The sequence below is a fragment of the Pseudomonas sp. HN11 genome, assembly GCF_021390155.1.
Taxonomy (GTDB): Bacteria; Pseudomonadota; Gammaproteobacteria; order Pseudomonadales; family Pseudomonadaceae; genus Aquipseudomonas.
In genome coordinates this window covers 2,999,659-3,025,333 of the sequence record NZ_CP089985.1, presented here as the reverse complement: position 1 = coordinate 3,025,333, position 25,675 = coordinate 2,999,659, and the positions used below count along the sequence as shown (strand labels likewise).

General features: G+C 61.2%; 21 protein-coding genes and 3 pseudogenes. 19 read left to right on the top strand and 5 right to left on the bottom strand.

The features are described from left to right. Positions 1–78: 78 nt before the first annotated feature. From glgX to LVW35_RS28975, 10 genes and pseudogenes are all read left to right on the top strand, one after another. Positions 79–2,238 carry a glycogen debranching protein GlgX gene (gene glgX / locus LVW35_RS13680; RefSeq protein ID WP_233896211.1) on the top strand — a complete coding sequence of 720 codons (2,160 nt, stop codon included), beginning with the start codon at positions 79–81 and terminating at the stop codon, positions 2,236–2,238. A gap of 1 nt (position 2,239) precedes the next feature. Beyond that, on the top strand, positions 2,240–3,238 hold the full coding sequence (locus LVW35_RS13675; protein WP_233896210.1) for an acyl-CoA dehydrogenase family protein: 999 nt from the start codon (positions 2,240–2,242) through the stop codon (positions 3,236–3,238). Beyond that, complete coding sequence (locus tag LVW35_RS13670; protein WP_233896209.1) at positions 3,235–3,993, top strand: PIG-L deacetylase family protein; 759 nt, start codon at positions 3,235–3,237, stop codon at positions 3,991–3,993. Before LVW35_RS13675 ends, LVW35_RS13670 begins: the two co-directional genes overlap by 4 nt. Beyond that, on the top strand, positions 3,990–4,589 hold the full coding sequence (locus LVW35_RS13665; RefSeq protein WP_233896207.1) for an SAM-dependent methyltransferase: 600 nt from the start codon (positions 3,990–3,992) through the stop codon (positions 4,587–4,589). Before LVW35_RS13670 ends, LVW35_RS13665 begins: the two co-directional genes overlap by 4 nt. Next, entirely contained in the window at positions 4,586–5,245 is a 660-nt protein-coding gene (locus tag LVW35_RS13660; protein ID WP_233896205.1) for a glycosyltransferase, read from the top strand. Before LVW35_RS13665 ends, LVW35_RS13660 begins: the two co-directional genes overlap by 4 nt. Positions 5,246–5,424: 179 nt before the next feature. Next, positions 5,425–6,186, top strand: coding sequence for a PIG-L deacetylase family protein (locus LVW35_RS13655; protein ID WP_233896203.1), 762 nt, complete (start codon positions 5,425–5,427; stop codon positions 6,184–6,186). Positions 6,187–6,427: 241 nt separating this feature from the next. Beyond that, complete coding sequence (locus LVW35_RS13650; RefSeq protein WP_233896202.1) at positions 6,428–7,462, top strand: alpha/beta fold hydrolase; 1,035 nt, start codon at positions 6,428–6,430, stop codon at positions 7,460–7,462. After that, a complete protein-coding gene (locus tag LVW35_RS13645) occupies positions 7,462–7,941 on the top strand; it encodes a cytochrome P460 family protein (RefSeq protein WP_233896200.1) in 480 nt (159 codons plus the stop codon). Before LVW35_RS13650 ends, LVW35_RS13645 begins: the two co-directional genes overlap by 1 nt. Positions 7,942–8,165: 224 nt before the next feature. Further along, positions 8,166–10,320, top strand: a pseudogene (locus LVW35_RS13640) (TonB-dependent siderophore receptor). Between the two features lie 166 nt (positions 10,321–10,486). Further along, on the top strand, positions 10,487–11,980 hold the full coding sequence (locus tag LVW35_RS28975) for a methyl-accepting chemotaxis protein (RefSeq protein ID WP_326489606.1): 1,494 nt from the start codon (positions 10,487–10,489) through the stop codon (positions 11,978–11,980). An 11-nt stretch (positions 11,981–11,991) separates the two neighbouring features. Here LVW35_RS28975 and LVW35_RS13630 read toward each other — a convergent pair whose 3' ends face one another. Further along, the gene (locus LVW35_RS13630; RefSeq protein WP_233896198.1) at positions 11,992–12,657 is read right to left on the bottom strand and encodes a TIGR02466 family protein; all 666 of its coding nucleotides are present in this window, start codon (positions 12,655–12,657) and stop codon (positions 11,992–11,994) included. 321 nt (positions 12,658–12,978) lie between these two features. On the opposite strand from LVW35_RS13630, the gene LVW35_RS13625 reads away from it, so the two are divergent. Continuing rightward, a complete protein-coding gene (locus tag LVW35_RS13625) occupies positions 12,979–14,316 on the top strand; it encodes an MFS transporter (protein WP_233896197.1) in 1,338 nt (445 codons plus the stop codon). 78 nt (positions 14,317–14,394) lie between these two features. Here LVW35_RS13625 and LVW35_RS13620 read toward each other — a convergent pair whose 3' ends face one another. Then, the gene (locus tag LVW35_RS13620; protein WP_233896196.1) at positions 14,395–15,561 is read right to left on the bottom strand and encodes an MFS transporter; all 1,167 of its coding nucleotides are present in this window, start codon (positions 15,559–15,561) and stop codon (positions 14,395–14,397) included. Positions 15,562–15,655: 94 nt separating this feature from the next. Between LVW35_RS13620 and LVW35_RS13615 the strand changes: the two genes are divergently transcribed. Then, positions 15,656–16,549, top strand: coding sequence for a LysR family transcriptional regulator (locus LVW35_RS13615; RefSeq protein ID WP_233896195.1), 894 nt, complete (start codon positions 15,656–15,658; stop codon positions 16,547–16,549). Here the strand turns inward: LVW35_RS13615 and LVW35_RS13610 are convergent. Next, the gene (locus LVW35_RS13610) at positions 16,544–17,317 is read right to left on the bottom strand and encodes an NAD(P)-binding domain-containing protein (protein WP_233896194.1); all 774 of its coding nucleotides are present in this window, start codon (positions 17,315–17,317) and stop codon (positions 16,544–16,546) included. The genes LVW35_RS13615 and LVW35_RS13610 overlap by 6 nt on opposite strands. Before the next feature lie 116 nt (positions 17,318–17,433). On the opposite strand from LVW35_RS13610, the gene LVW35_RS13605 reads away from it, so the two are divergent. The 4 genes from LVW35_RS13605 to LVW35_RS13590 all read left to right on the top strand — a co-directional run bounded on the left by LVW35_RS13605 (position 17,434) and on the right by LVW35_RS13590 (position 19,623). Continuing rightward, on the top strand, positions 17,434–17,790 hold the full coding sequence (locus LVW35_RS13605; RefSeq protein ID WP_233896193.1) for a VOC family protein: 357 nt from the start codon (positions 17,434–17,436) through the stop codon (positions 17,788–17,790). 274 nt (positions 17,791–18,064) lie between these two features. Continuing rightward, positions 18,065–18,613, top strand: coding sequence for an ATP-binding protein (locus LVW35_RS13600; protein WP_233896192.1), 549 nt, complete (start codon positions 18,065–18,067; stop codon positions 18,611–18,613). A 101-nt stretch (positions 18,614–18,714) separates the two neighbouring features. Then, complete coding sequence (locus LVW35_RS13595) at positions 18,715–19,107, top strand: ester cyclase (protein ID WP_233896191.1); 393 nt, start codon at positions 18,715–18,717, stop codon at positions 19,105–19,107. A 33-nt stretch (positions 19,108–19,140) separates the two neighbouring features. Beyond that, positions 19,141–19,623 (top strand): VOC family protein, encoded by a 483-nt coding sequence (locus LVW35_RS13590; protein WP_233896190.1) that lies wholly within the window; start codon positions 19,141–19,143, stop codon positions 19,621–19,623. Here the strand turns inward: LVW35_RS13590 and LVW35_RS13585 are convergent. Continuing rightward, positions 19,620–20,372 (bottom strand): annotated as a pseudogene (locus LVW35_RS13585) (SGNH/GDSL hydrolase family protein); the annotation flags it as partial. The gene LVW35_RS13590 and the pseudogene LVW35_RS13585 overlap by 4 nt on opposite strands. Here LVW35_RS13585 and LVW35_RS13580 point away from each other — a divergent pair. From LVW35_RS13580 to LVW35_RS13570, 3 genes and pseudogenes are all read left to right on the top strand, one after another. Next, a pseudogene (locus LVW35_RS13580) lies at positions 20,371–20,637 on the top strand (dihydrodipicolinate synthase family protein); the annotation flags it as partial. The pseudogenes LVW35_RS13585 and LVW35_RS13580 overlap by 2 nt on opposite strands. A gap of 117 nt (positions 20,638–20,754) precedes the next feature. Beyond that, a complete protein-coding gene (locus LVW35_RS13575; protein WP_233896189.1) occupies positions 20,755–22,131 on the top strand; it encodes a pyridoxal-phosphate dependent enzyme in 1,377 nt (458 codons plus the stop codon). After that, complete coding sequence (locus tag LVW35_RS13570; RefSeq protein WP_233896188.1) at positions 22,128–23,294, top strand: cystathionine gamma-synthase; 1,167 nt, start codon at positions 22,128–22,130, stop codon at positions 23,292–23,294. Before LVW35_RS13575 ends, LVW35_RS13570 begins: the two co-directional genes overlap by 4 nt. 59 nt (positions 23,295–23,353) lie before the next feature. Here the strand turns inward: LVW35_RS13570 and LVW35_RS13565 are convergent, their stop codons facing one another. Continuing rightward, positions 23,354–25,552, bottom strand: coding sequence for an OsmC domain/YcaO domain-containing protein (locus tag LVW35_RS13565; RefSeq protein WP_233896187.1), 2,199 nt, complete (start codon positions 25,550–25,552; stop codon positions 23,354–23,356). Positions 25,553–25,675: the final 123 nt, after the last annotated feature.

The following is a 25,675-nucleotide window of genomic DNA, read 5'->3' as shown; positions in this document are numbered from 1 at the left end:
ACCTTCCAGACTCTCAGCTGAAATTTCGTCAGCACGGCCGCTTTCGGCCCGAAAAAAGACCCTTGCAGGAGCAACAAAATGAGCAAACCCGACAAAACCCCACCGGCGCCGGACAAAGAACCGTCGCGGATTCGTGAAGGTTTGCCCTTCCCGCTTGGCGCGACCTGGGATGGTCTTGGTGTCAACTTTGCGCTGTTCTCGGCCAATGCCACCAAGGTTGAGCTGTGCCTGTTCGACGATTCCGGTGAGGTTGAGCTGGAACGTATCGAGCTACCGGAATACACCGACGAAATCTTTCACGGCTATCTGCCCGACGCCCATCCCGGGCTGATTTACGGCTACCGCGTGTACGGCGCATACGACCCGGCCAACGGCCACCGATTCAACCACAACAAATTGCTGATCGACCCCTATGCGAAACAGCTGGTGGGCGAGCTTAAATGGTCGGAGGCGCTGTTCGGCTACACCATCGGCCACCCGGACGACGACCTGAGTTTCGATGAACGCGACAGCGCGCCCTTCGTGCCTAAGTGCAAGGTGATCGACCCCGCACACACATGGGGCAACGACCAGCCGGTGCGCGTACCGTGGGACCGTACGATCATCTACGAAACCCATTTGCGCGGCATCAGTATGCGCCACCCTTCTGTAGGCGAATCCGTGCGCGGCACATGCGCCGGGCTGATGGAAGACGACGTGCTCAAGCACATCCGCCAGTTGGGCGTGTCCTCGGTTGAGCTGCTGCCGGTGCATGCTTTCGTCAATGACCAGCACCTGCTGCAAAAAGGCATGACCAACTATTGGGGTTACAACAGCATCGCGTTTTTCGCCCCTGATCCGCGTTACCTGGCCAGCGGCAAGATCGCCGAGTTCAAGGAGATGGTCGCGCACCTGCATGAGCAGAAGCTCGAAGTGATCCTCGACGTGGTTTACAACCACACCGCCGAAGGCAATGAGCGTGGCCCGACCCTGTCCATGCGCGGCATTGACAACGCCTCCTACTACCGGTTAATGCCGGATGACAAGCGCTTCTACATCAACGATTCAGGCACCGGCAACACCCTGGACCTGAGCCACCCCTGCGTGCTGCAGATGGTCACTGACTCCCTGCGTTACTGGGCGACCGAGATGCATGTCGACGGTTTCCGTTTTGACCTGGCAACCATTCTTGGCCGCTATCGCGATGGCTTCGATGAGCGTCACAGCTTCCTTGTGGCCTGCCGCCAGGACCCTGTGCTGCGCCAGCTGAAAATGATCGCCGAGCCATGGGACTGTGGCCCCGGCGGCTATCAGGTGGGCAACTTCCCACCGGGCTGGGTTGAGTGGAATGACCGCTTCCGCGACACCGTGAGGGCGTTCTGGAAAGGCGATGACGGCCAACTTGCAGACTTTGCCGGGCGCATGACCGCCTCCGGTGAGATGTTCAATCATCGTGGACGTCGCCCCTACAGCTCGGTGAACTTCATCACTGCTCACGATGGTTTTACCCTGCACGACTTGGTCTCGTACAACGACAAGCACAACGAAGCCAACGACGAAAACAACCAGGATGGCAGCAACAACAACCTGTCGTGGAACCACGGTGTCGAAGGGCCTACCGACGACCCGGAAATCAACGCGCTGCGCCTGCGCCAGATGCGCAACTTCTTCGCCACACTGTTACTGGCCCAAGGCACGCCGATGTTGGTGGCCGGTGATGAATTCGCGCGCACCCAGCACGGCAACAACAACGCGTATTGCCAGGACAGCGAGATCGGCTGGGTCAACTGGGACCTGGACGACGACGGCAAGGCGTTGCTCAAGTTTGTGAAGCGCCTGATCAAGCTGCGTCTGGCGTATCCGATTCTGCGTCGTGGCCGGTTCCTGGTGGGCGACTACAACGAAGACATCGGCGTGAAGGACGTCACCTGGTTGTCGCCGGACGGCAGCGAGATGACCACTGAACAGTGGGAAGACAGCAACGGTCGCTGCCTTGGCATGTTGATGGATGGCCGCGCTCAAGAGACCGGGATACGCCGCGCCGGCGCCGATGCGACGTTGCTGCTGGTCGTGAATGCCCACCACGACATGGTCAATTTCCGTCTGCCACCCGTGCCCGAGGGTGAGTTCTGGACCTGCATGCTCGACACCAACGAACCTGCTGTGCGCGGCCAGGAACGCTTTGATTTTGAACACGAATATGCAGTGACCGGCCGTTCGCTGCTGCTGTTCGAACTGCAGCGCGACGACGAGGTGTGAGATGGCATTGCATGGATTCCTTCAAGGCTACCGGGGCTACGCTGATACGCACGCCCTCGGCGCGGCCCTGAAGGCTCTTCAGGAAGAAGGCCTGGACCAACTGCCGTTGCCGGGCGGCGGTCAGACATTGGAGCGGTTCAGCCGCCTGGCACAAGTGGCCGGACATGACCTGCGCCTGTGCAAGTTGTTCGAAGGCCATACCGATGCGCTGGCGATCATCGCCGAGCTCAACAGCCCGCTGCCACCCTTGGGCAGCATATGGGGCATGTGGGCGGCCGAACCGCCAACGGCCAGAGTCCGCGTGCGGCAAGAGGGGCGTCGCCTCAGGGTGCAAGGACGCAAAGCCTGGTGCTCCGGCGCCGCGGTGGTCAGCCATGGGTTGCTGACCGCCTGGGATGATGAAGGCCGTCAACAGTTGGTGGCGGTGCACATGGATCAACCCGGCATCATCGTGACGAATGAAGGCTGGAACGCGGCGGGCATGGCGGCTACCGGCAGCGTCGAAGTTGTATTTGACGGGGCCTGGGGCCTGCCCGTGGGGGGACCGGGTGATTACCTCGCCCGGCCCGGTTTCTGGCAAGGCGGGATCGGTATCGCTGCCTGCTGGTATGGCGGGGCGCAACGCCTGGCGGAAGTGTTACGTGAGCAATGCAGCAAGCGTGCAGAGCCCCATGCCCTGGCCCACCTTGGCGCGGTAGACAGTGCTTTGAACAGCGCCGCTTGCGTGCTGCGCGCAAGCGCAGAACAGGTCGACCGTGAACCAAAGGCCAACGTCAGGATGCTGGCCCAACAGACCCGGGCGTGCATTGAAGAGACGGTCGAGCAAGTAATGCGTCATGTCGGGCGTGCAGTCGGTGCGGGGCCCTACTGCAAGGATCCGCACTTTGCGCAGTTGATGGCAGACCTGCCGGTGTATGTGCGCCAGAGCCATGCCGAACGCGACTTGGCCGGCCTCGGAGAACTTGTCGCCAGTGAGCCCATAGGGAGGTGGCAATTATGAAACCCAATCCAATCGTTGGCGAAGGTACGCCACTGCATCGCTGGCAGTCCTCGCCGAAAATGGCTGAACTGGCGCCGATCACTATCGAGCAGTTGGTCCCCGACGGGCACCGTGCGGTGATTATCGCCCCGCACCCGGATGACGAAGTACTCGGTTGCGGCGGCCTGATGCAGGGTTTGGCAGCGCTGGGCCGGCCGATCCAGTTGATTTCGGTGACCGATGGCAGCGCCAGTCATCCCGGTTCGCACCGCTGGCCGGTGGAACGCTTGAGCGTGGTGCGCCCCCAGGAATCGGCCCAGGCCCTGCATCGTCTTGGCTTGCCGCTGCACAGTCTGCAATGGCTGCGCGCGGGGTTTGCCGACAGCAAGGTCGCGGCGCAGGAAGATGAACTCACTGCATTCATTCGACGCTACCTCAAACCCACTGACATCGTGTTCACCACCTGGCGCGAAGACGGCCATTGCGACCATGAAGCGGTTGGGCGTGCCAGCGCCCGGGCTTGCCAGGCAGTAGGCGCCACCCTCTATGAGCTGCCGGTGTGGACCTGGCACTGGGCAACTCCCGAAAACAGCCTGGTGCCCTGGCATCGCGCGCGCAAGATCCCGCTGACCTGCGAAGCCGTCGCCCGCAAACGGCATGCTATCCATGCCTTCGCCAGCCAATTGGAGGGCGACCCGCAGGTAGGACTGGCGCCCGTGCTCGCGCCCTACGTGGTGGAGCGTCTGTTGCAACCCTTTGAGGTGGTATTCGTATGAGCGTGGCCACACCCTATTTCGACCAGCTGTTCGCCAAAAACGATGACCCCTGGGCCTTTCGCCAACGCTGGTACGAACGCCGCAAACGCGCACTGACGCTCGCCATTCTCACCCGGCCGCGCTACACCTCGGTGTTCGAACCCGGCTGCGCCAATGGCGAATTGAGCTTCGAGCTGGCGCCGCGTTGTGATCATCTGCTGTGTTGCGACACCGCTTCGGCCGCCGTGAGCCTGGCGCGTAGCCGCTTGCTGGGTTTTCCCCATGCCCAGGTGCAGCAAAGTCGATTGCCAGATCAATGGCCCACAGGCCAGTTCGAGCTGATTGTGCTGAGCGAGTTGTGCTACTACCTGGATGCCGATGACCTGAGCCAATTGATCGATCACGCTCGCGCCTCGTTGACCCCCGATGGGCAGCTGTTGGCCTGCCATTGGCGCCCGCCGATCAAGGGTTGCCCACAAACCGCCGAGCAAGTGCACGCCCTGCTCCAGCAGCGCCTGGGCATGCCCTGCGTTGCCAGCCATCACGAACACGACTTCCTTCTCGATCTATGGAGCCGCGACGGCACATCGGTCGCCAGCCTTGAGGGCCTGCGATGATCGGCATTCTGATCCCGGTACACAATGAAGAGGCGCTGCTGGGCGACTGCTTGAAAGCCGCATTGATCGCGGCGAACCACCCCGGTTTGCTGGGCGAAGACGTCAAAATCCTGGTGGTGCTCGACAGTTGCACCGATGGCAGCGCCGCCATTGCCCAGGCCTATCCGGTGCAGTACCTGGAGGTTCAGGCGCGCAATGTGGGGCATGTGCGTGGCGTTGGCGCGCGGCATTTGCTCAATCACGGCGCGCGCTGGATCTCATGCACCGACGCCGATAGTCGTGTGGCACCCGATTGGCTGGTGGCTCAATTGGCGCTGGGGGTGGATGCAGTGTGCGGCACGGTCACGGTTGATGCGTGGAGCGAGGGTTTCGACCCTGCGGCGCAGATTCGCTATCACCAGGCCTATGAAGCGCGCGACGGTCATCGGCATATCCATGGTGCCAACCTGGGGGTGAGTGCTGGCGCTTATATTCGATCCGGCGGTTTTGAACCCCTCGCGTGCCATGAGGATGTTCAACTGGTACGCCGTTTGGAGCTGTGTGGCGCCTCCATCGCTTGGAGCCACACCCCGCAAGTGATCACCAGTGCACGCCTGGACGCCCGCGCCCAAGGTGGGTTTGGCGACTATCTGAAGGGTTTGATGCACGCCACCTGAAAAAAACGACGTTGCTGAATGTAAAACCGACCAATCCTTGTCTATGCTGAGATCGCCTTGCTGGCATTCCAGGGTTGGAGTGCCATGCAGCCACTGCCGCGCAGCCTGTGGTGGATAAAAGAGCGTCGTCCCGTCAACGGGGTACGACCCAGCATCAATCGACAAGGATGTGACACCCCATGAAGCCTGCCCCCTTAAGCGACGGACGTCGCGGCCCCCCGCAAGTCTGGAACAGCGCCCCCCAACTGGCGCAAATCCCCACCATCGCCCCGTCCTCTCTGGTGCCACCTGGCGCGCGCGTGGTGATTGTTGCGCCTCATCCTGGCGACGAAGTGCTGGCCTGCGGCGGCTTGCTGCAAGTGCTCAGCACACTGGAACATCCGCTGCAATTGATCTCCATCACTGATGGCAGCGCCAGCCATCCTGGCTCCAATGTGTGGCCGGCCAGTCGGCTCAGCGTGGTACGCCCTCAGGAAAGCGCAGAAGCCCTGCGCCGCCTGGGCATGCCGCTGCACAGCCTGAAATGGATCCGTGGCGGTTTCTGCGATAACGCCCTCGGCGCCCGTGAGCCACAATTGAGTCAGTTCATTGCGCGTTACCTGCAGCCGGGCGATGTGGTGTTCAGTACCTGGCGCAACGACGGCAATGACGACCACGATACTGTTGGCCGCGCCAGCGCCCGTGCGTGCAGTCTGGTGGGCGCGCAGCTATATGAACTGCCGATCTGGGCCTGGCACTGGCCCGCTCGCGAAGGCGCGATCATCCCCTGGCAACGCGCACGCAAGGTCCGCCTGGACACCTGGAGCGTGGCGCGCAAGCTTCATGCGGCCCACGCCTATGCCAGCCAATTGGCCGGTGACCCGCAGATCGGCCTGGCGCCGATGCTGGCCCAGGTACTCCTGGAGAGAATGCGTGAACCCTATGAGATCGTGCTGTCGTAGTCCCCGACTCGATTAAAGTGTGGTCGAGAAACCCACGCCAACCCTTCTCATTAGCCGGTGTTTTCGCAAACAGGTAACCCAGGTCTGAGGGTTGCGTTCTAGTCCATTGGTTTGTATCGCAGTGTGTACAGAGCGCACTGCGATACACAGTCTTTAATTCAATGGGTTTCCTGAAACAGGCCAGATACAGCGCGGCGTTCAACTGGGCTCCAGGCACACAACAAGCCACAGGAGGCTCACCATGCACACTCAGTTGACTCGCCGCTTCAACCGCCCATCCCTTTTCCTGGCCTTGGCCTTGTCGCAATTCGGCATCCTGGGCGTGGCCCATGCCGAAATGCCCGAGGCGCCCACCCGAGCCGTCGCCAGCCCGCAAAGCGCGTTCGGTGCCCTCAAGCACGTCAAGGCCGGCCTGCTGGACGTGGCCTACGCCGAAGTCGGCCCGGTCACGGGGCCGGTGGTGATCCTGTTGCATGGTTGGCCCTACGATATCGACAGCTACGCCCAAGTCGCCCCGCTCCTGGCAGCCAAGGGATATCGCGTGCTGATTCCTTACGCCCGAGGTTATGGCGACACCCGTTTCCTCTCGGAAAAAACCCTGCGCAACGGCCAACCGGCGGCACTGGCCAGTGACGTGATCGATTTCATGGACGCGTTGAAGATCAAGCAAGCCGTACTCGGCGGCTACGACTGGGGCGCACGTTCGGCAGACATCGTTTCAGCGCTATGGCCGGAGCGAGTCAAGGCGCTGGTGTCGGTCAGCGGTTATTTGATCGGCAACCAGGCGGCGGGCAAGAACCCATTGCCGCCCAAAGCCGAGCTGCAATGGTGGTATCAGTTCTACTTCGCCACCGAGCGCGGCGCCGACGGCTACCAGAAAAACACCCACGACTTCGCCAAGCTGATCTGGCAACTGGCCTCGCCAGAGTGGAAGTTCGACGACGCTACCTTTGACCGCAGCGCAAAAGGCCTAGAGAACCCGGATCACGTCGCGATCACCGTCTTCAACTACCGCTGGCGCCTGGGCCTGGTCCAGGGTGAGACGAAGTACGATCCTTTGGAGCAGAAGCTCGCCCAGGCGCCGTCGATTGGCGTGCCGACCATCACCCTCGAAGGCGATGCCAACGGCGCTCCGCATCCGAAACCTGAAGATTACGCCAAGCGTTTTACCGGCAAGTACGAGTTCCGCCTGATCAACGGCGGCGTGGGCCACAACCTGCCTCAGGAAGCGCCCGAAGCGTTCGCCAAGGCGGTCATTGATGCGGACCATCTGTGATGAAGCGCCTGTGCATGGCCGCAATGGCCCTGGCGAGTTCGGCTGCGGCCTTCGCCGACAGCGCTCCTTCACCCATCTACGGCGTGACCATTCCCGACGGCTACCGCCAGTGGGAACTGGTGGCGCCCGCCCAGGAAGCCGATCCGTTGAATGAGCTGCGCGTGGTGCTGGGCAACAGCGCGGCGCTCAAAGCTTACCGGGAGGGCAAGCTGCCCTTCCCGGATGGCACGGTCCTGGCCAAATTGGCGTGGAAGCATGAACAATCGCCGGAGTTCAAGACCGCTTCCATCCCCGGAGCTGCGACCACGGTGCAGTTCATGGTCAAGGACTCGAAAAAATATGCGTCCACCGGGGGATGGGGGTTCGGCCGGTTCATCAATGGCAAGCCGGCCGATGAAGCGCAGCACCAAACGTGCTTTGCGTGCCACCAGGCATTGGTGAAGGATCGAGACTATGTCTTTACCAAACTGGCGCCCTGAAAAAACGCAATCCTCACACTAGCCCAAACCCCGGGGCGCAACACAAGGATTTGCGCCCCGCTCCCCGCCCGTTATGACAAAACCCCTCTTCTAAAAGGTGAAAATTTCGTTAACTAATTCTCCCTGAAGACTTTTTCGCTCGAACACAATCTGCCACACTGATGCGAATAATTATCAACATCTTTATTATTCGCCAGGGACGGTATTCGGGGAGAGTCAGTTCCATGTCTATGCAACAACACGGCGCCAAAGGTTTTTTACCCAGTCTGATGGCGTTGGCTGTCTGTCTCGCAAGTTCACCTGCGGTCTTTGCCGACGATGGCCAGGCACCGACCACCACCCTTGAACTGGGCGCCACGCAAATCTTCGGGGAAGAGCAACTGGGCGAAACCACCGAAGGCACGCAGTCCTACACAACCGGCGCGATGAAAACCGCGACCAAGCTGCCATTGACCATGCGTGAAACACCGCAGGCCGTGACTGTCATTACGCGTCAGCGCATGGATGACCAAGCGATGACCAGCATCAATGATGTGGTCAAGGCCACGCCCGGGTTGTTCCTTAACTTCTCCAGCGGCCCAGGGCGACAGTCCTACACGTCGCGCGGTTTCGACATCGACAACCGACGGCATCCCCAGCGGCTATAACGGCGTATCCGTGGGCGCGCAGCCGAACCTGGCGATGTTCGATCGCGTCGAAGTCGTGCGCGGAGCCACCGGGTTGGTGACCGGTGCGGGCAACCCTTCGGCGGCCATCAATCTGGTACGCAAACGCCCACTGGACGAGCAGAAAGTCACCCTCACCGGCGCTGCCGGCAGTTGGGATGACTACCGTGGCGAACTCGACGCCTCCAGCCCCCTCAACGACAGCGGCACCTGGCGCGGCCGGGTTGTCACGTCTTATCGCGACGCCAACAGTTTTATCGACAACGCCGAGGAATATCACGGCCTGTTCTACGCCGTCACCGAAGCCGACCTGAGCGAAGACACCACCCTGACCCTCGGTTTCTCCAACCAGAAAGACAAGACCAATTATTTCTGGGGCTCGTCGATGGTGGGTCTGGATGGTCACCATCTGGACCTGCCGCGCTCCTACAACCCTGGGACCGACTGGGAGAATAAGGACCAGGAGATCAACACCGTATTCGCCGAGCTGCGTCAGCAACTGGCCAACGACTGGAAGCTGCAAGTCAACGCCAACTACGCCGAGCAGAACGCATTGTTCTCAGGTTCCTACCAGTCACGCTGGACCGCCAACACACTGGCGCGTACGGTCTACCAGGCGGCCTACGACGAGAACCAGGCAGGTGTCGACGCCTTTGCCAGCGGTCCCTTTCAGGCATTCGGGCGTACCCACGAACTGGTGGTGGGCGCCAGCCGGCGCATCTATGACATGACCACCCACAACTACAGCCCGTACAACCTGAATTGGCCACTCACGGCGGGCAAACCCGACTTCGTCCACACCACCAATGACCGTGACGTCACCACCCAGGATGGGGTCTACGTCACCACGCGTCTGAACCTGGCCGACCCGTTGAAGCTGATCCTCGGCGGACGCCTGGACTGGTATGACTACGATGCCCGCGGCAGTGACACCGGTGACTACAAGGTCACCCGCAACCTCACGCGCTACGCGGGCCTGATCTATGACCTGGACGACCACCACTCGGTCTATATCAGCTACAGCGACATCTTCACGCCACAGAGCGAAAAAGACACCTCCGGCACACCGCTCAAGCCAATTGTAGGCAAGAACTATGAGGTGGGGATCAAGGGTGAATACCTGGGTGGCGCGCTGAATGCGAGCGTGGCGCTGTTCCGCGTCGATCAGGAAAACCGTGCAGTGGGTATAACGGTGCCAAACTGCCCACAAGCATCTTGCTCGCAAGCCTCGGGCGAGATCCGCAGCCAGGGTATCGACTTCGAATTGCAAGGCGCCCTGACCGAGCAATGGCAGGTCGCAGGTGGCTACACCTACGCCCGTACGCACACCATCAAGGATGAGGCCAACCCACAGAAGGTCAACAAGCAGTTCGACACCGACACCCCGGAACACCTATTCAAACTGACCACCCACTACCACTTCCAGGGCGCGCTGGAAAAACTCCGCGTGGGCGGCAACGTCTCCTGGCAGAGCCGCATGTACAACGACTTCAAAGTCGCAGACGGCAGCACCTACCGGCTCAAGCAAGGCGCCTACGCCGTCACCGACCTGATGGCTGGTTACCAGGTCAACCAGCACCTTGATCTGCAACTCAATGCAAACAACATCTTTGACCGTCGCTACTACCAGTCCATCTCCAACTCCGTGAGCTATGGCGGTGATTCGTACGGCGCCCCACGCAACATGATGCTGACCGCCAAATACAGCTTCTGATCGCGATCCGATCAACGGCTACCCGCCCGGGTAGCCGCCCCTCAAGTCCCGCCCCCTGATGCCGATAACCGTTTGGCATTACTGAATCCAATAAAAAACCAAGAATCCTGATTCGCTCCACCCTGCCCTCACTTTGATTCGGCCAGACCACATGGAGTAAGTGTGAATGCCCACCCGCGCGCGTTTTTTTGAGCACTATCGTAAAGCCGACCGCATCATGCTGGCGTTAGTCTGGCTGATGTTCCTGTTTTCCCTGGGCCTGGCGTTCTGGCATGGCACCTTGATGCAAGCCATCATTATTGGTGGCGGTACCAGCGTGGTGCTCACCGCGCTGTACCGTGCGATAGGCGGCACCCGTGTCATGCGTTGCGTCCTCGGCGCCGGCCTGATGGTCATGGCGGCGCTGCATATCAACCAGGCCCACGGCGTCATCGAAGCGCACTTTGGGATCTTCGCGCTATTGGCGGTGCTGACGTTTTATCGCGACTGGCTGCCGATCCTGGTCGCAGCGGTGACCATCGCCGTGCATCACGTGGTGTTCCATGCCCTGCAACATCAAGGTTTCCCGGTGTTTGTGATGGAGCACCACGGCGGATGGACCATGGTGTTCGTCCACGCCTTCTACGTAGTGATGGAAACCGTCGCCCTGCTTTACCTCGCCGTACACAGCCAGGCCGAAGCGGTCGAAAGTCAGGAAATGCTAGAGAAAATGCTCGCGGTCACCTCCCAATTCAGCGCGCAAACCGCACAAGGTGAAGGCAAGGCGCATGTATCGTTGGCCAAGCGTTTCGATCACTTCCTGCAACAGATCACCCACCTGATCGACGGCGTCGCCCGCGACTCCCACGGCCTTGGCCAACTCGGACAGGAGTTGGCCAGCGCGAGCGGCACCCTGGAAAAAGGCGCTCGGCACCAATTGGCGGAGATCACTCAGATGACCGGGTCGATGCAGCGCATGGAACACGCGATGGGCCACATCGCCGTGCACGTCGAGCAAGCGGTGGATCACGCCGGCAAAGCCAGCCAACAGATCCTGCGCGGCCAGGAAAGCGTCGGCCGCGCCCAGCAGGAAATCACCCAGCTGGCCTCACGCCTCAACGGCACCCATGAAACCGTGCAAGGCCTGGCCGTGCAAACGGAGCAGATCGGTACCGTGCTCGACGTGATCAGCAGCATCGCCAACCAGACCAACCTGCTTGCCCTCAACGCCGCCATCGAAGCCGCTCGCGCCGGCGAGCAAGGCCGCGGCTTCGCCGTGGTCGCGGACGAAGTACGCAACCTGGCGCAGCGCACGGCGGCGTCCACCCAGGAAATCAAGACCATCATCGAAAGCCTGCAACAAGGCAGTCGCCAGGCCGTGGAAGCCATGCACGACAGCCGCCAAGGCGTGGAGCGCTGCGTGGAAGACAGCCAGGTGGCCGTCGACATGCTGCGCGCAGTGGGCAACGATATCGCCCACATCGACGACCTGAACGGGCAGATCGTGACCACCACCCGCGAGCAGACCGCGGCGAACCTGGAGATCGTTGGGCGCTTGCAGTCGGTACAGAGCATTGCGCAAAGCACCGCCGACGATGTGCAAACCCTGGCGCGCAGCAGCGAGCGGCTGCCGCCGATTGCGGTGCGGTTGGATGCCTTGGGACGCAGGTTTCATCCGTAGCGCCCCTGCACTCACGTGCCGAAGTTAAACGCGATGGAGATCCGTGGCCGCGTGCCGTCATAACGTCGCACTGAATGCATCAGCCAGGCGGGGAACATGACAAATGTTCCACTGCTGGCAGCGCAGGTACTGCTGAACCCAGCCGTCAGGCAATCTTCAACGCGCATGCGCAGGGCTGGGTTGTATGTCGATGCAACCATACCGCGCGGGTCGATGAACTCCAGATCGCCACCGGCGGCTGCATCGTCCTTGTCCCCGCCTGCGTCGACCCAATACACCCCCGACCAAAAGGCGCCGGGATGCCCGTGCAACGCATTGCTGTGGCCCGCCTGATTCACATTGACCCAGGCGTTGAGCTTCCACTCGAACGCAGGTTCGATGAAACCGTGGTGCACGTGATGAACCGCCGTCAGTTGGTTGGCAAACTCGATCGCAAATTGTACTAACGCGGTGCAGGCTTCCCCACCCCACGCTGAAAAATCATCGGTCGACTGCCAGCCGCCCTCATTGCTGCGCTGCGCACCGCTGAGATCGGCTGCCATGCGCTGCGCGACCAGCGCCTTAAGCTCACTGTTGAGCCATTGCGCGTCGGGATGCTGGATACTGGCCAGCGGGGTAGCGAATAGCCGCCTGATATGGATCAGCTCAGGATTCAACACATGATTGCTCGACTGCATGGAGCGCCTTTTCGGTTCGCTTATTGGCGATAAACTCTACCCAACTCAACAAGTTAGCGATGTAAACCATTGTAAAAATCTTAGGCATAGTTGCGCGTAGCCAACCCACCACGGAGTTACTGACGGATGTCCTGATGAAGCGCGCTATATTCGCAGCACCCTACCGACGCCGCCTGGAGCCCAGACCTGACCTGGCCCAATTCCTGCCTGTCTTACTCGCACCCGGTCGCTGCTGACTACGCGGACGACTCTTTTGGGCCCCGCCGCCCAAGCGCCTGCCGCGATAATCAGTCATCCCCCGCCATCCCGAGGCCCTCCCCCATGACGAGCACCTCCACCGAACAGGTCAGCCCCCAGACCCTGCGAAAGGTCATCATCGCCGCCGGCATCGGTAACTTTGTCGAGTGGTTCGACTTCGCCGTCTACGGTTTCCTCGCCACCACCATCGCCCAGCAATTTTTCCCCAGCGGTGACGCCAGCGCGGCATTGCTCAAAACCTTCGCTGTATTTGCCGTGGCCTTCGCCTTCCGGCCCCTGGGCGGGATTTTTTTCGGCATGCTAGGCGACCGCATCGGCCGCAAACGCACCCTGGCCATGACGATCCTGTTGATGGCCGGCGCCACCACCCTGATCGGCCTGTTGCCGACCTACGCCGCCATCGGCGTAGCGGCGCCGATTTTGTTGTCGCTGATCCGTTGCGCCCAGGGCTTCTCTGCTGGCGGCGAATATGCCGGGGCCTGTGCCTACCTGATGGAGCATGCGCCCAGGGACAAACGCGCGTGGTACGGCAGCTTCGTGCCGGTGTCGACGTTTTCCGCCTTCGCTGCCGCCGCGGTGGTGGCGTATGCACTGGAAGCGTCGTTATCCGCTGAGGCCATGGGCAGTTGGGGCTGGCGCCTGCCGTTCCTGATCGCTGCGCCGCTCGGCCTGGTGGGGCTTTACCTGCGCTGGAAGTTGGACGAGACGCCCGCCTTCCAGGCCGTGAAAGAGGAGCACACCGTGGCCCACTCCCCGCTCAAGGAAACCCTGCGCAACCATGGTGCGGCGATCTGTTGCCTGGGCGCTTTTGTGTCACTGACGGCGCTGTCGTTCTATATGTTCACCACCTATTTCGCGACCTATCTGCAAGTGGCCGGAGGCTTGAGCCGGGCAATGGCGTTGCTGGTGTCGCTGATTGCGTTGATTTTCGCGGCGGCAATCTGCCCTTTGGCAGGTTTGTATTCAGATCGCGTCGGGCGTCGCGTCACGGTGATGACTGCCTGTGCGTTATTGATGGTGGTGGTGTATCCGTCATTCCTGATGGCCAGCTCCGGTTCATTCGCGGCGTCCATTGTCGGCGTGATGATACTGGCGGTGGGGGCCGTGCTGTGTGGCGTGGTCACGGCAGCCTTGCTGTCGGAGACGTTTCCGACCCGAACGCGCTACACCGCTTCGGCGATCACCTACAACCTGGCCTATACGATTTTCGGCGGCACCGCGCCGTTGATGGCGACCTGGTTGATCAGCACCACGGGCAGCAATCTGTCACCGGCGTTCTACCTGATTGCGGTGGCGTTGCTGGCGTTGGCGGGAGGGTTGGCGTTGCCGGAGACGTCCCGGATTTCCCTGCATGACGTGGGGCCCGATGACAAAAGCACCGCGCCTGTGCTTTCGCGTTAGACGCCCTGCTCTCCAGAGAACCGCATGGCCAGGCTCAGGTTCGCCAGATCGCTGATTGTGGTCATGTATTTCGATTTCCTAGACCGCCGCAACCATGCGCGCCCTGGAGGCCCAGGCGAACGACACCACCATCAGCAGCCCCAAGCCCGCCATCGCGGCGCCCGCCAGGGAGATCGCCGGATAGCCCAGCCCTGCGTTGATCACCGCGCCACCGACTGCAGCGCCAATCGCGTTACCCAGGTTGAAGGCGCCGATATTCACGGCTGAAGCGAGGTTCGGCGCATTCTTGGCCGCTTCCATCACGCGCATCTGCAACGGTGGCACGACGGCAAAGCTGGCGATCCCCCAGATGAGGATGCTCACGGCAGCCGGTATCGGCCAACGCATCAGGAATGCAAAGGCCAGCAGGACCAGAATCAGTGCGCTCAGCGAGACGATCAAGGTCCGGTCGATCGAGCGATCTGCCGCCCTGCCGCCCCACATATTGCCCAGGGTCAACCCGATGCCGAACAACACCAGCATGGCCGTGATAAAGGGCGTAGACGCATGTGTCTGGTTGCTCAGGATCGGCGCGATATAGGTAAAGACCGTGAACATCGCTCCCGAACCGACCACGGTCAGGGCCAACGCGGCCAGCACCGAACCGCGTCCCAGCACCTTGATTTCGGCCAGCACACCCTCGCTCTTCGGCAACGGCAGGTTTGGCAGCGCAAACCACAGCGCGACCATGGTCACCAGGCCCAGTCCGCCAATGCCCCAGAACGCCGTACGCCAGCCAAGCAGTTCACCAAACCAGGTCGCCAGCGGCACACCGCCAATCGTTGCCAGGGTCAGGCCCATGAACATCGCGGCGACGGCTCCGGCGCGCTTGTCCGGCGCGACCACACTGGCGGCGACGATAGAACCGACGCCAAAAAACGCGCCGTGGTTGAGCGAAGTGATGACGCGGGCGATCAACAGGTCGTAATAGCCGGTTGCAAGCGCCGACATCACGTTACCCAGGGTGAAAATGGCCATCAGCCCAACCAGCAGATAGCGCCGGGGAATCTTGCCCGTGGTCAAGATCATCAATGGCGCGCCGAGCAGCACCCCCAGGGCGTAGGCGCTGACCAAAAGCCCTGCGGTGGGAATCGAAACGCCAAGGTCGTTGGCGATGGTGGGCAACATGCCCATCGGGGCGAACTCAGTGACGCCAATGCCAAAGGCACCGACAGCAAGGGCTACAAGGGGTGGGTTGATACGCATGGAAGACTCCTCATTAATGCCGCAAATGCTACGATCAACGCTTTAACGGCACTAGACCGCCTAAATGGCAATCACCTTTGCGCACGAGGCAAAAATGGATTTCAACGGCAGGTCGGGTGAGATAGCGGTATTTGCGATGGTGGCGCAGGAAGGCAGCCTGTCGGCGGCGGCGCGTGCGTTACGCCTGACGCCCTCGGCCGTCAGCCGCGTCATCGCACGCACGGAACAGCGCCTGGGCACCCGCCTGCTGATTCGCACGACCCGCGCCATCGCCTTTACAGCCGAAGGCGAGGCCTACCTTCGCGGCGCCCGACGCATCCTGGCCGACATGGCCGAAGTCGAGGAAGCCATCGCCGACCAAGGCGCCCCCAAAGGCCGGCTGCGAGTCAGTGCGGCCCTCGGTCACGGTCGCATGACCATCGTACCCTTGGTGGCAACGTTCAGCGCCCGCTACCCGAGCATTGTGGTGGACCTGACCTTGGGCGACGAAGTGGTCGACATCCTTGGCGGCCAAGCTGACGTCGCGATTCGCTTTGGCGAACTGCCAGACAGCCCGCTCACGGCGCGCCGCATCGGCGACACCGGCCAGGTCCTGGTGGCGTCTCCCGGCTACCTTGAGCAACACGGCACGCCTCTGGAACCGAACGATTTGCTGCAACACAACTGCCTGCGCTTCAACTTCCGCCGTGCCCAATCCGACTGGCCCTTCGCCCGTGACGGCCGGGCGTTTTCGTTGAAGATCAACGGCAATATCGAATGCAGCAGTGGCGAAGCGCTCGCTCAACTGGCGCGATTGGGTGCCGGTATCGCGCGCATCGGCGAGTTCACGGTTGCACAAGACCTGCAGCGCGGTGATCTGGTGCCCTTGCTGGAGTGCTGGAACCCCGGCGACAGGGAGCCGATCCATGTGGTGTTTGTCGGCGGTGCGAGCATGCCGGCACGGATCCGCGTATTTGTGGACTTCTTGCTGGAGCACCATCGGCTATAAACGAGCAGGTTTGTGCAGCCGCTCAAGCACCTCATCAGCGGCGTCTCGCCATGCCTGCGTCGCGCCTTTATGTCTCAGCACCTCCAACCCGGCCGCCGTAAAGGTGCCCGGTGTCGCAATCGCGCTGCCCAGCGCTTCCAGGCTGGCCGATGGCTGGTGACGGGCGCTGGCCAGGCAGTCTTGCAGGTTGCCCATCACCAGGTGGGCGGCTTGTTCCTTTGACAAGCCTTTGTCGGTGAACCACTGCTGAAGATCGCTCAGGAAGAAATAGAACCAGCCGTTCATACAGGCCGCCACGGTGGCCAGTTCGAACGCCTCTTCCTCGTCCAATACCACCAATGAACCGAGCGCGCCGAGCAGTGTTGCATGGGGTTCGTCGCCAGGTGTGACCACCACGGTTGTCTGGTTGATCTGGGCGGCATAGGACAGCATGGCGCGCACCACACGCGCTTGCGGGAAGCGACGTTGCAACTCGACCAGCTTCAATCCAGCTACCAATGACACCAGCGTTTGCTCAGGTCTGAGCTGCACTTCATCTGAAAGTTGCTCGACCACCTCCGGACGCACGCCCAGCACCAACAAGTCCGCCCCATCGACAACCTGTTGATTGTCGGCCATCACTTCACAGTCCCACTCTCTATCGAGTTGTTGCGCACGTTCGTGGTTACGCGCAGACAGCAACACCCGCCCACCAAACCCACTGCGGCGCAGGCCAATCACCACCTTCTCCGTCAACTCGCCGACGCCCAGGATTCCAATCTTCAGCACGCTGTCCGCCCCGATTAATTCTGTAGTCGGGTGCATCATAGGCACGATTGCTGTCTTCATGCAGGCAGGCGTTCACGCTACACTCGCCGCTCTTAACATCGGCCAGGAAGGCACGCATGAGCGCTCAAGGTAAAGATCGGCAAATCGACAACATCGAATTCAACGTCAGCGACATCACCCGCAGCAAAGCCTTCTACGGCGGCGCGTTTGGTTGGACGTTTGTCGATTACGGCCCCACCTATACCGAGTTCAGCGATGGACGTCTGACTGGCGGGTTCACTAGGGGGGAGCCTGTTCGGCCGGGTGGGCCTCTGGTCATTTTGTACGCCGATGACCTCGATGCCACGCAGCAGCGACTCAAAGCCCTGGGGGCAGTCATTACCCGCGAGACGTTTGCGTTTCCCGGTGGACGCAGATTCCACTTCACAGACCTGGATGGCTATGAACTTGCAGTTTGGAACGCCGATCAATAGGCCTCAACCCGACGCTTGGGCGAAGGCATCTATCGCTCCCCCTCAAGCCACACCCTCACAGGAGTTGCGTGATTGCCGTTCGCCAACTCTCCGCCCAGGGCACTGCCACCGTTGAAACGCCGCTGAGGCCGCAGGTGTGTGCCAAGACGCCATCCGGTTGGTACACCGTCAACCCAGCGCCTTTGCCCTGAAATACCTGGGCGGGACGAATAGTCGACCTGCTCATCGGACATCTCCCAGACCTGGAAACCGGCTTGTATTCATGGAGCAAACAATGCGGATTTACATCACAGGTGCTTCATGCGCCGGCGTGACCACGCTGGGTCACAACCTTGCCACCCGGCTCGGTGTCCGGCAGGTCGACGTCGACGATTTTTACTGGATGCCCACGGAACCTCCTTACACCACCAAGCGACCTCCCGCTGATCGCGTGGCATTGATGCAGCACGCTCTCGGCGATGAGGGTTGGGTGTTGAGCGGTTCGTGCATGGGTTGGGGGGATGCGTTGATTGCTGACGCCGACCTGATTGTCTTCGTTTTCACACCCACGTCCGTTCGCCTTGAACGGTTGGCGGCCCGCGAAAAGGCACGTTTTGGAGACAGGATCGCAGCTGGTGGTGATATGCACGCAATACACGTGGCCTTTCGGAAATGGGCTTCGCAGTATGACGATCCGAGTTTCTCGGGCCGCAACCTGGCGTGGCACGAGGCGTGGCTATCAAAGCAAACGGCTCCGGTATTACGGATTGACGGGATGCGTAGTTCTGACCAGATGGCTGCCGATGTCGCAAATGCCGCAATAGCGCAAAACACGAACGGCTGAAGCTGTCCAACTACGTCCACTCCGCATATCCTCATACCTCCCCGCCTGCTTCTTTGGTGGCGGCGGCGACGGTTTTATTGATGACGCGCAGGGCTTGAGACATGACTAGAGACGAACTCGCCGCTTTTTACCAAGGCTATATCGACTGCCTGAACCGTCAGGACTGGGAGCGGTTGGGTGACTTCGTGCACCCGGACGTGGCCTACAACGCCGAAGGGGTCGGCCTCGCCGGCTACCGCGCGATGCTGGAGCGTGATTTTCGCGAGATACCAGACCTGGTGTTTCGTATCCAGCTACTGGTCGCCGACCCGCCTACCGTCGCCAGCCGCCTGAATTTCAATGTCACGCCCAGGGGCGAGTTTTTCGGGTTGCCAATCAATGGGCGCAGGGTCACGTTTGACGAGAACGTGTTCTATGAGGTGGTGGACGGCAAATTTGCCCACGTCTGGTCGGTAATCGACAAGGGGGCCGTCGAGCAGCAACTGGCGGTCTAGACTCCACACACCCATTTTCCGTGGAGACCTGCCATGAAAAGCAAAAACACCCTCTGCCTCTGGTACAACGGCACCGCTCTGGAGGCAGCCACGTTCTACGCCATGACCTTCCCGGACAGCAAGGTCAACGCCGTGCACCTGGCGCCCGGCGATTATCCGTCCGGCAAACAGGGTGACGTGTTGACCGTGGACTTTACCGTGTTGGGTATTCATTGCATCGGCCTCAACGGCGGGCCGATTTTCCCCCACACCGAGGCGTTTTCGTTTCAGGTGGCCACTGATGACCAGGCTGAGACCGACCGTTACTGGAACGCCATCGTCGGCAACGGCGGCCAGGAAAGCGCCTGTGGCTGGTGCAAGGACAAGTGGGGTTTGTCGTGGCAGATCTCACCGCGCGTGCTGACGGACGCCGTCACCCACCCGGACCCGGCCGTCGCCAAGCGCGCCTTTGACGCGATGATGACCATGAAGAAGATCGACATCGCCACCATTGAAGCGGCGGTGGCCGCCAGCTAAGGCAGCGCATCAAGCATGGCCTTGGCCGCCAGGGCGTGGACCTTGCGGGTGGGATGCCATTCGTCCCAGTAGTAATGCGCATCGGGGTTGGCGCACACCGGCTTCACCTCTGGGTAGGTGGCCTGGCACGGCGTGTCCAGATCCGTGAATCCATTGGCTTGCGGATTGGCGCGTAGCGCGTCGCTGAACGCCAGGTGATCGAAGTAGGTGACCTTCGCCACGCCAATCTGCGCCAACATGGCCGGTAGCTTCTGTGCGAGCAATTGCTGGTAGTGCTTCGCGTTGTCGACCTGGTTGCCCTGCACCACAGCGGGAACGTGGCTGAGGTCCGTAGTGCCCACCACCATCACATGCCTGGCCCCCGCGGCCACCAGTTGCTCGGTGGCGTTGCGGATGTTGGCCAGGCTGGACTCGCTCAAGGCCTCGATGGTTTCAGGATGGGAGAAGTCGGCCCATTCAAAAAAATCGTTGGCCGAGATGAAGATGAAATACAGCGCCTTGGGGTAGGCCTTGTGGGACTTGGCGGTCTGCAAGTGCTCGGCGACTTGGCCGAGCACGCCTGTGTCCTGGGTCGGCATCAGCCACGTGTAGTAGTTGCCGTGGCCACTTTTGGCGCCGCCCACGGCGTAGTCGGTCAGCGGTGTTTTTAATGCCAGGGCCAGGCCTTCGACGGCGGTTGGGCCGTTGCTCCAGCGTCCCTTCCAGTATAGCGGGCCAGGCAGTGCCTGGGCGTCCTTGACCTTCTGCGCGGTTGCGGCTTCGGCTCACCTGCAGACCGAACAATTTGTGACGCTGTACCAGCGGGTACGGGACAACCAGCTGGCCGCGGCGCGAGCGACGTTCTTCCAACTGCTGCCACTGATCAACACCGTGTTCATGGAGCCCAACCCGGCGCCGGTGAAAGCCGCGCTGGCCCTGCAAGGCCTGATCGGCAGCGAATTGCGTGCGCCGATGCAAGCCGCCAGTACTGCCGTTGTCACGCGCTTGCAGCAGGTGCTGAACCCGACCGGCTAATGCGCCAAAAACAGACAGCCAGCGGACCGTCCGGTTGCGACCGGACCGATCCCGGCCTATCGTCGAACCCATGCTTTGCCTTTTTGCTGTCCAACCCATTCGTATTCAGGTGACGACATGCCCACGCCTTCCCGCCCCGCCGTCCTCGAACTGATCGGCAACACGCCGCTGGTTCGGGTCAGCCGGTTCGATACCGGCCCCTGCACCTTGTTTCTCAAGCTTGAATCCCAGAATCCCGGCGGCTCCATCAAGGACCGCATCGGCCTGGCCATGATCGACGCCGCCGAACGTGATGGCCGCTTGCGCCCCGGCGGCACCATTATCGAGGCCACCGCCGGCAATACCGGCCTGGGCCTGGCGCTGGTCGGCCGGGCCAAGGGCTACCGGGTGGTCCTGGTGGTGCCCGACAAGATGTCCACGGAAAAGGTACTGCACCTCAAGGCCATGGGCGCTGAGGTACATATCACCCGCTCCGATGTGGGCAAGGGCCATCCCGAGTATTACCAGGACGTGGCCGCGCGCCTGGCAAAGGACATTCCGGACTCGTTCTTCGCGGACCAATTCAACAACCCGGCCAACCCCCTGGCCCATGAAACCAGCACCGCGCCGGAAATCTGGGTACAGACCCAACATGACGTCGACGCGATCGTCGTAGGCGTCGGCTCTGCCGGTACCCTCACCGGCCTGACGCGCTTTTTCAAGCGCGTGCAACCCGAGCTGGCCATGGTGCTGGCCGATCCGGTGGGCTCGGTGATGGCCGAATACAGCCGCAGCGGCACGATGGAAACACCGGGGTCGTGGGCGGTTGAAGGCATTGGCGAGGACTTCATCCCGTCGATTGCCGACCTGTCCAGCGTGCGCCAGGCCTATTCCATCAGCGACGAAGAAAGCTTCGACCATGCCCGGCAACTGCTCAAGGCCGAAGGCATTCTCGGCGGTTCATCCACCGGCACCCTGCTCGCCGCCGCCCTGCGTTACTGCCGCGAACAGACCGAGCCTAAGCGTGTGGTGACGTTCGTCTGCGACACCGGCACCCGTTACCTGTCGAAGGTCTACAACGACCAATGGATGAACGACGCAGGCCTGCTCCAATACAAGCACTACGGCGACCTGCGCGACCTGATCGCACGGCGCTTCGAGGACGGTCGTGTGATCAGCGTGAGCCCCGACGATACGCTGCTCACCGCGTTCCAGCGCATGCGCCTGGCGGATGTGTCGCAGTTACCAGTGCTGGTGGACGGCCAGCAGTTGGTCGGGGTAATTGACGAGTCCGACATCCTGCTGGGCCTGCACCATGACGCGGCGGAGTTTTCCATGATCGTCGCCAGTGCGATGACTGACACGCTGCGAACCCTGCCCCCTAGCGCCAGCCTGGCAGAACTGCAGGCCGAACTGGATCGCGGCCTCGTCGCCATCATTGCCGACGCCTCGGGCTTCCACGGCCTGATCACCCGCGTCGATCTGCTCAACCACCTACGGAGATCCCTTGCATGAGTCAGTCCGATAAAAGCGCGTTTGCCACCCGCGTGATCCACGCAGGGCAGTCGCCCGATCCGACCACGGGCGCGCTGATGCCGCCGATCTACGCCAATTCCACTTACCTGCAAGACAGCCCCGGCGTGCACAAAGGCTTCGACTACGGCCGCTCCCACAACCCCACGCGGTTTGCCCTGGAGCGCTGCGTGGCCGATCTGGAAGGCGGCAGCCAGGCGTTTGCCTTTGCGTCCGGGCTGGCGGCGATTTCGACAGTGTTGGAGTTGCTGGACGCCGGTGCCCATATCGTGTCCGGCAATGACCTGTATGGCGGCACCTTCCGGCTATTCGACAAAGTGCGCCAACGCAGCGCCGGGCATCGTTTCAGCTTTGTCGACCTGAGCGATTTATCGGCATTTGAAGCGAGCCTGCAGGACGACACGCGTATGGTCTGGGTCGAGACCCCCAGCAACCCGCTGCTGAGCCTTACCGACCTGAGCGCCATCGCGCGAATCTGCCGGGGTCGTGGGATCATTTGTGTGGCCGACAACACCTTCGCCAGCCCGTGGATTCAACGTCCTCTGGAGCTGGGCTTTGATGTGGTGGTGCATTCCACCACCAAATACCTCAATGGCCACTCCGATGTGATCGGGGGTATCGCCATTGTCGGTGACAACCCCGAACTGGCCGAACGCCTGGGTTTCCTGCAGAACTCGGTCGGCGCCATCGCCGGGCCCTTCGACGCCTTCCTCACCCTGCGCGGCGTGAAAACCCTGGCGCTGCGCATGGAGCGTCATTGCAGCAACGCCCTCGATCTGGCCGCCTGGCTGGAGCAACAACCGCAAGTGGCACGGGTTTACTACCCGGGCCTCACGTCCCATCCGCAGCATGAGCTGGCGCGCAAACAGATGCGTGGGTTTGGCGGGATGATTTCGATTGACCTCAACAGCGACCTGGCCGGCGCCACGCGGTTCCTCGAAAACGTCAAGCTTTTCGCCCTGGCCGAAAGCCTTGGCGGCGTGGAAAGCCTGATCGAACACCCAGCGATCATGACCCATGCGAGCATCCCGGCCACAACGCGGGCGCAGCTGGGGATTGGCGATGGGTTGGTGCGGTTGTCGGTGGGGGTTGAGGATGTGGAGGATCTGAGAGCGGATCTGGCCCGCGGCCTGGCGAAAATCTAGCGGCCTGCACCGGGCAAAAATGTGGGAGCGGGCTTGCTCGCTCCCACAAGGGGATTGTGTCAGGCAGTGGTGATGTTGGCTCGCGCGGCATGCAGCTTCTTGTAGCTGTCGATCAAGCGCAAATGCCGATCCAGCCCCTCCAGCTTCATGCTGGTCGGCGTCAAGCCATAGAACCGCACGTCACCCTTCACCGAGCCAATTACCGCGTCCATCCGCTCATTGCCAAACATGCGGCGGAAGTTGCCTTCGTAATCGGCCAGTTCCAGGTCGTCGTCCAGTTCCATTTCCAGCACCGCATTCATCGCCTGGTAGAACAGGCCACGCTCAGCGGTGTTGTCGTTGTACTGCAGGAACATCTCCACGCACTCCTTGGCCTCTTCATATTGCTGCAAGGCCAGGAAGATCAGCAGTTTCAACTCCAGTATGGTCAGTTGGCCCCAGGCGGTGTTGTCATCGAATTCGATGCCGATCAGGGTGGTGATGTCGGTGTAGTCGTCCAGCTCGCTTTCGATCAGGCGCTCGACCAGCGCCTGCAATTCTTCCTCATCGAGGCGGTGCAGGTTGAGAATGTCCTCACGGAAAAACAGCGCCTTGTTGGTGTTGTCCCAGATCAGGTCATCCACCGGGTAGATTTCCGAATAGTCCGGCACCAGGATGCGGCACGCGGTAGCGCCGAGGTGCTCGTACACTGCCATATAGGATTCTTTACCCATGCCTTCAAGGATGCCGAACAGAGTCGCTGCTTCCTGGGCATTCGAGTCTTCGCCTTCGCCTGAGAAGTCCCACTCGACAAACTCGTAGTCCGACTGGGCACTGAAGAAACGCCACGACACCACACCGCTGGAGTCGATGAAGTGCTCGACGAAGTTGTTCGGCTCGGTCACCGCCTGGCCTTCGAAGGTCGGCTGCGGCAAGTCGTTCAGGCCTTCGAAACTGCGGCCTTGCAGCAGTTCGGTGAGGCTGCGTTCCAGCGCCACTTCCAGGCTTGGGTGCGCGCCGAACGAGGCGAATACGCCGCCGGTGCGCGGGTTCATCAGGGTCACGCACATCACCGGGAATTCGCCGCCCAGGGACGCGTCCTTGACCAGCACCGGGAAACCCTGGGCTTCCAGACCCTGGATACCGGCCAGGATGCTGGGGTACTTGGCCAGCACCTCGGCGGGTACATCCGGCAAGGCGAACTCGCCTTCGATGATTTCACGCTTCACCGCGCGCTCGAAGATCTCCGACAGGCACTGCACCTGGGCTTCGGCCAGGGTGTTGCCGGCGCTCATGCCGTTGCTGAGGTAGAGGTTTTCGATCAGGTTGGACGGGAAATACACCACTTCGCCGTCCGACTGGCGCACGAACGGCAGCGAAACGATGCCACGTTCTTCATTGCCGGAGTTGGTGTCGAACAGGTGCGAACCGCGCAATTCGCCGTCGCGGTTGTAGACCTTGAGGCAGTAGGCGTCGAGGATTTCACTGGGCAGCTCGTCGTTGGGCCCCGGCTGGAACCAGCGCTCATCCGGGTAATGCACGAACGAAGCATTCGCCAGTTCTTCACCCCAGAACTGGTCGTTGTAGAAGAAGTTGCAATTGAGGCGCTCGATGAACTCGCCCAGTGCCGACGCCAAGGCGCCCTCCTTGGTCGCGCCCTTGCCGTTGGTGAAACACATCGGCGAATGCGCGTCGCGGATATGCAGCGACCATACGTTAGGCACGATATTGCGCCACGAGGCGATTTCAATCTTCATGCCCAGGCCGGCGAGAATGCCGGACATGTTGGCAATGGTCTGCTCCAGCGGCAGGTCCTTTCCGGTGATGTAGGTGCCGCCCTCGGAGGTTGAGTTGGGCATCAACAAGGCCTGGGCGTCGGCGTCCAGGTTGTCGACTTCTTCGATGACGAATTCAGGCCCGGCCTGCACCACTTTCTTGACCGTGCAACGGTCGATGGAACGCAGGATGCCTTGGCGGTCTTTGTCGGAAATGTCGGCCGGCAGCTCGACCTGGATCTTGAAGATCTGGTTATAGCGGTTTTCCGGATCGACGATGTTGTTCTGCGACAGACGAATATTCTCGGTGGGGATATTGCGCGTCTGGCAGTACAGCTTCACGAAGTACGCCGCGCACAACGCCGACGACGCCAGGAAGTAATCGAACGGCCCCGGTGCCGAGCCATCGCCTTTGTAGCGGATCGGCTGGTCGGCAATCACCGTGAAGTCGTCGAACTTGGCTTCAAGCCGCAGGTTGTCGAGAAAGTTGACCTTGATTTCCATGGGGGCACACCAGAATAACGGCTAAACAAAAATGGCCGCCATTATGAGGTTTTTCGGCAGGAAGTTTCAGGCTTTTGACCAGTGGCTGGCGAATTGACCAATGTGGATTAACCTTTTCGCAGA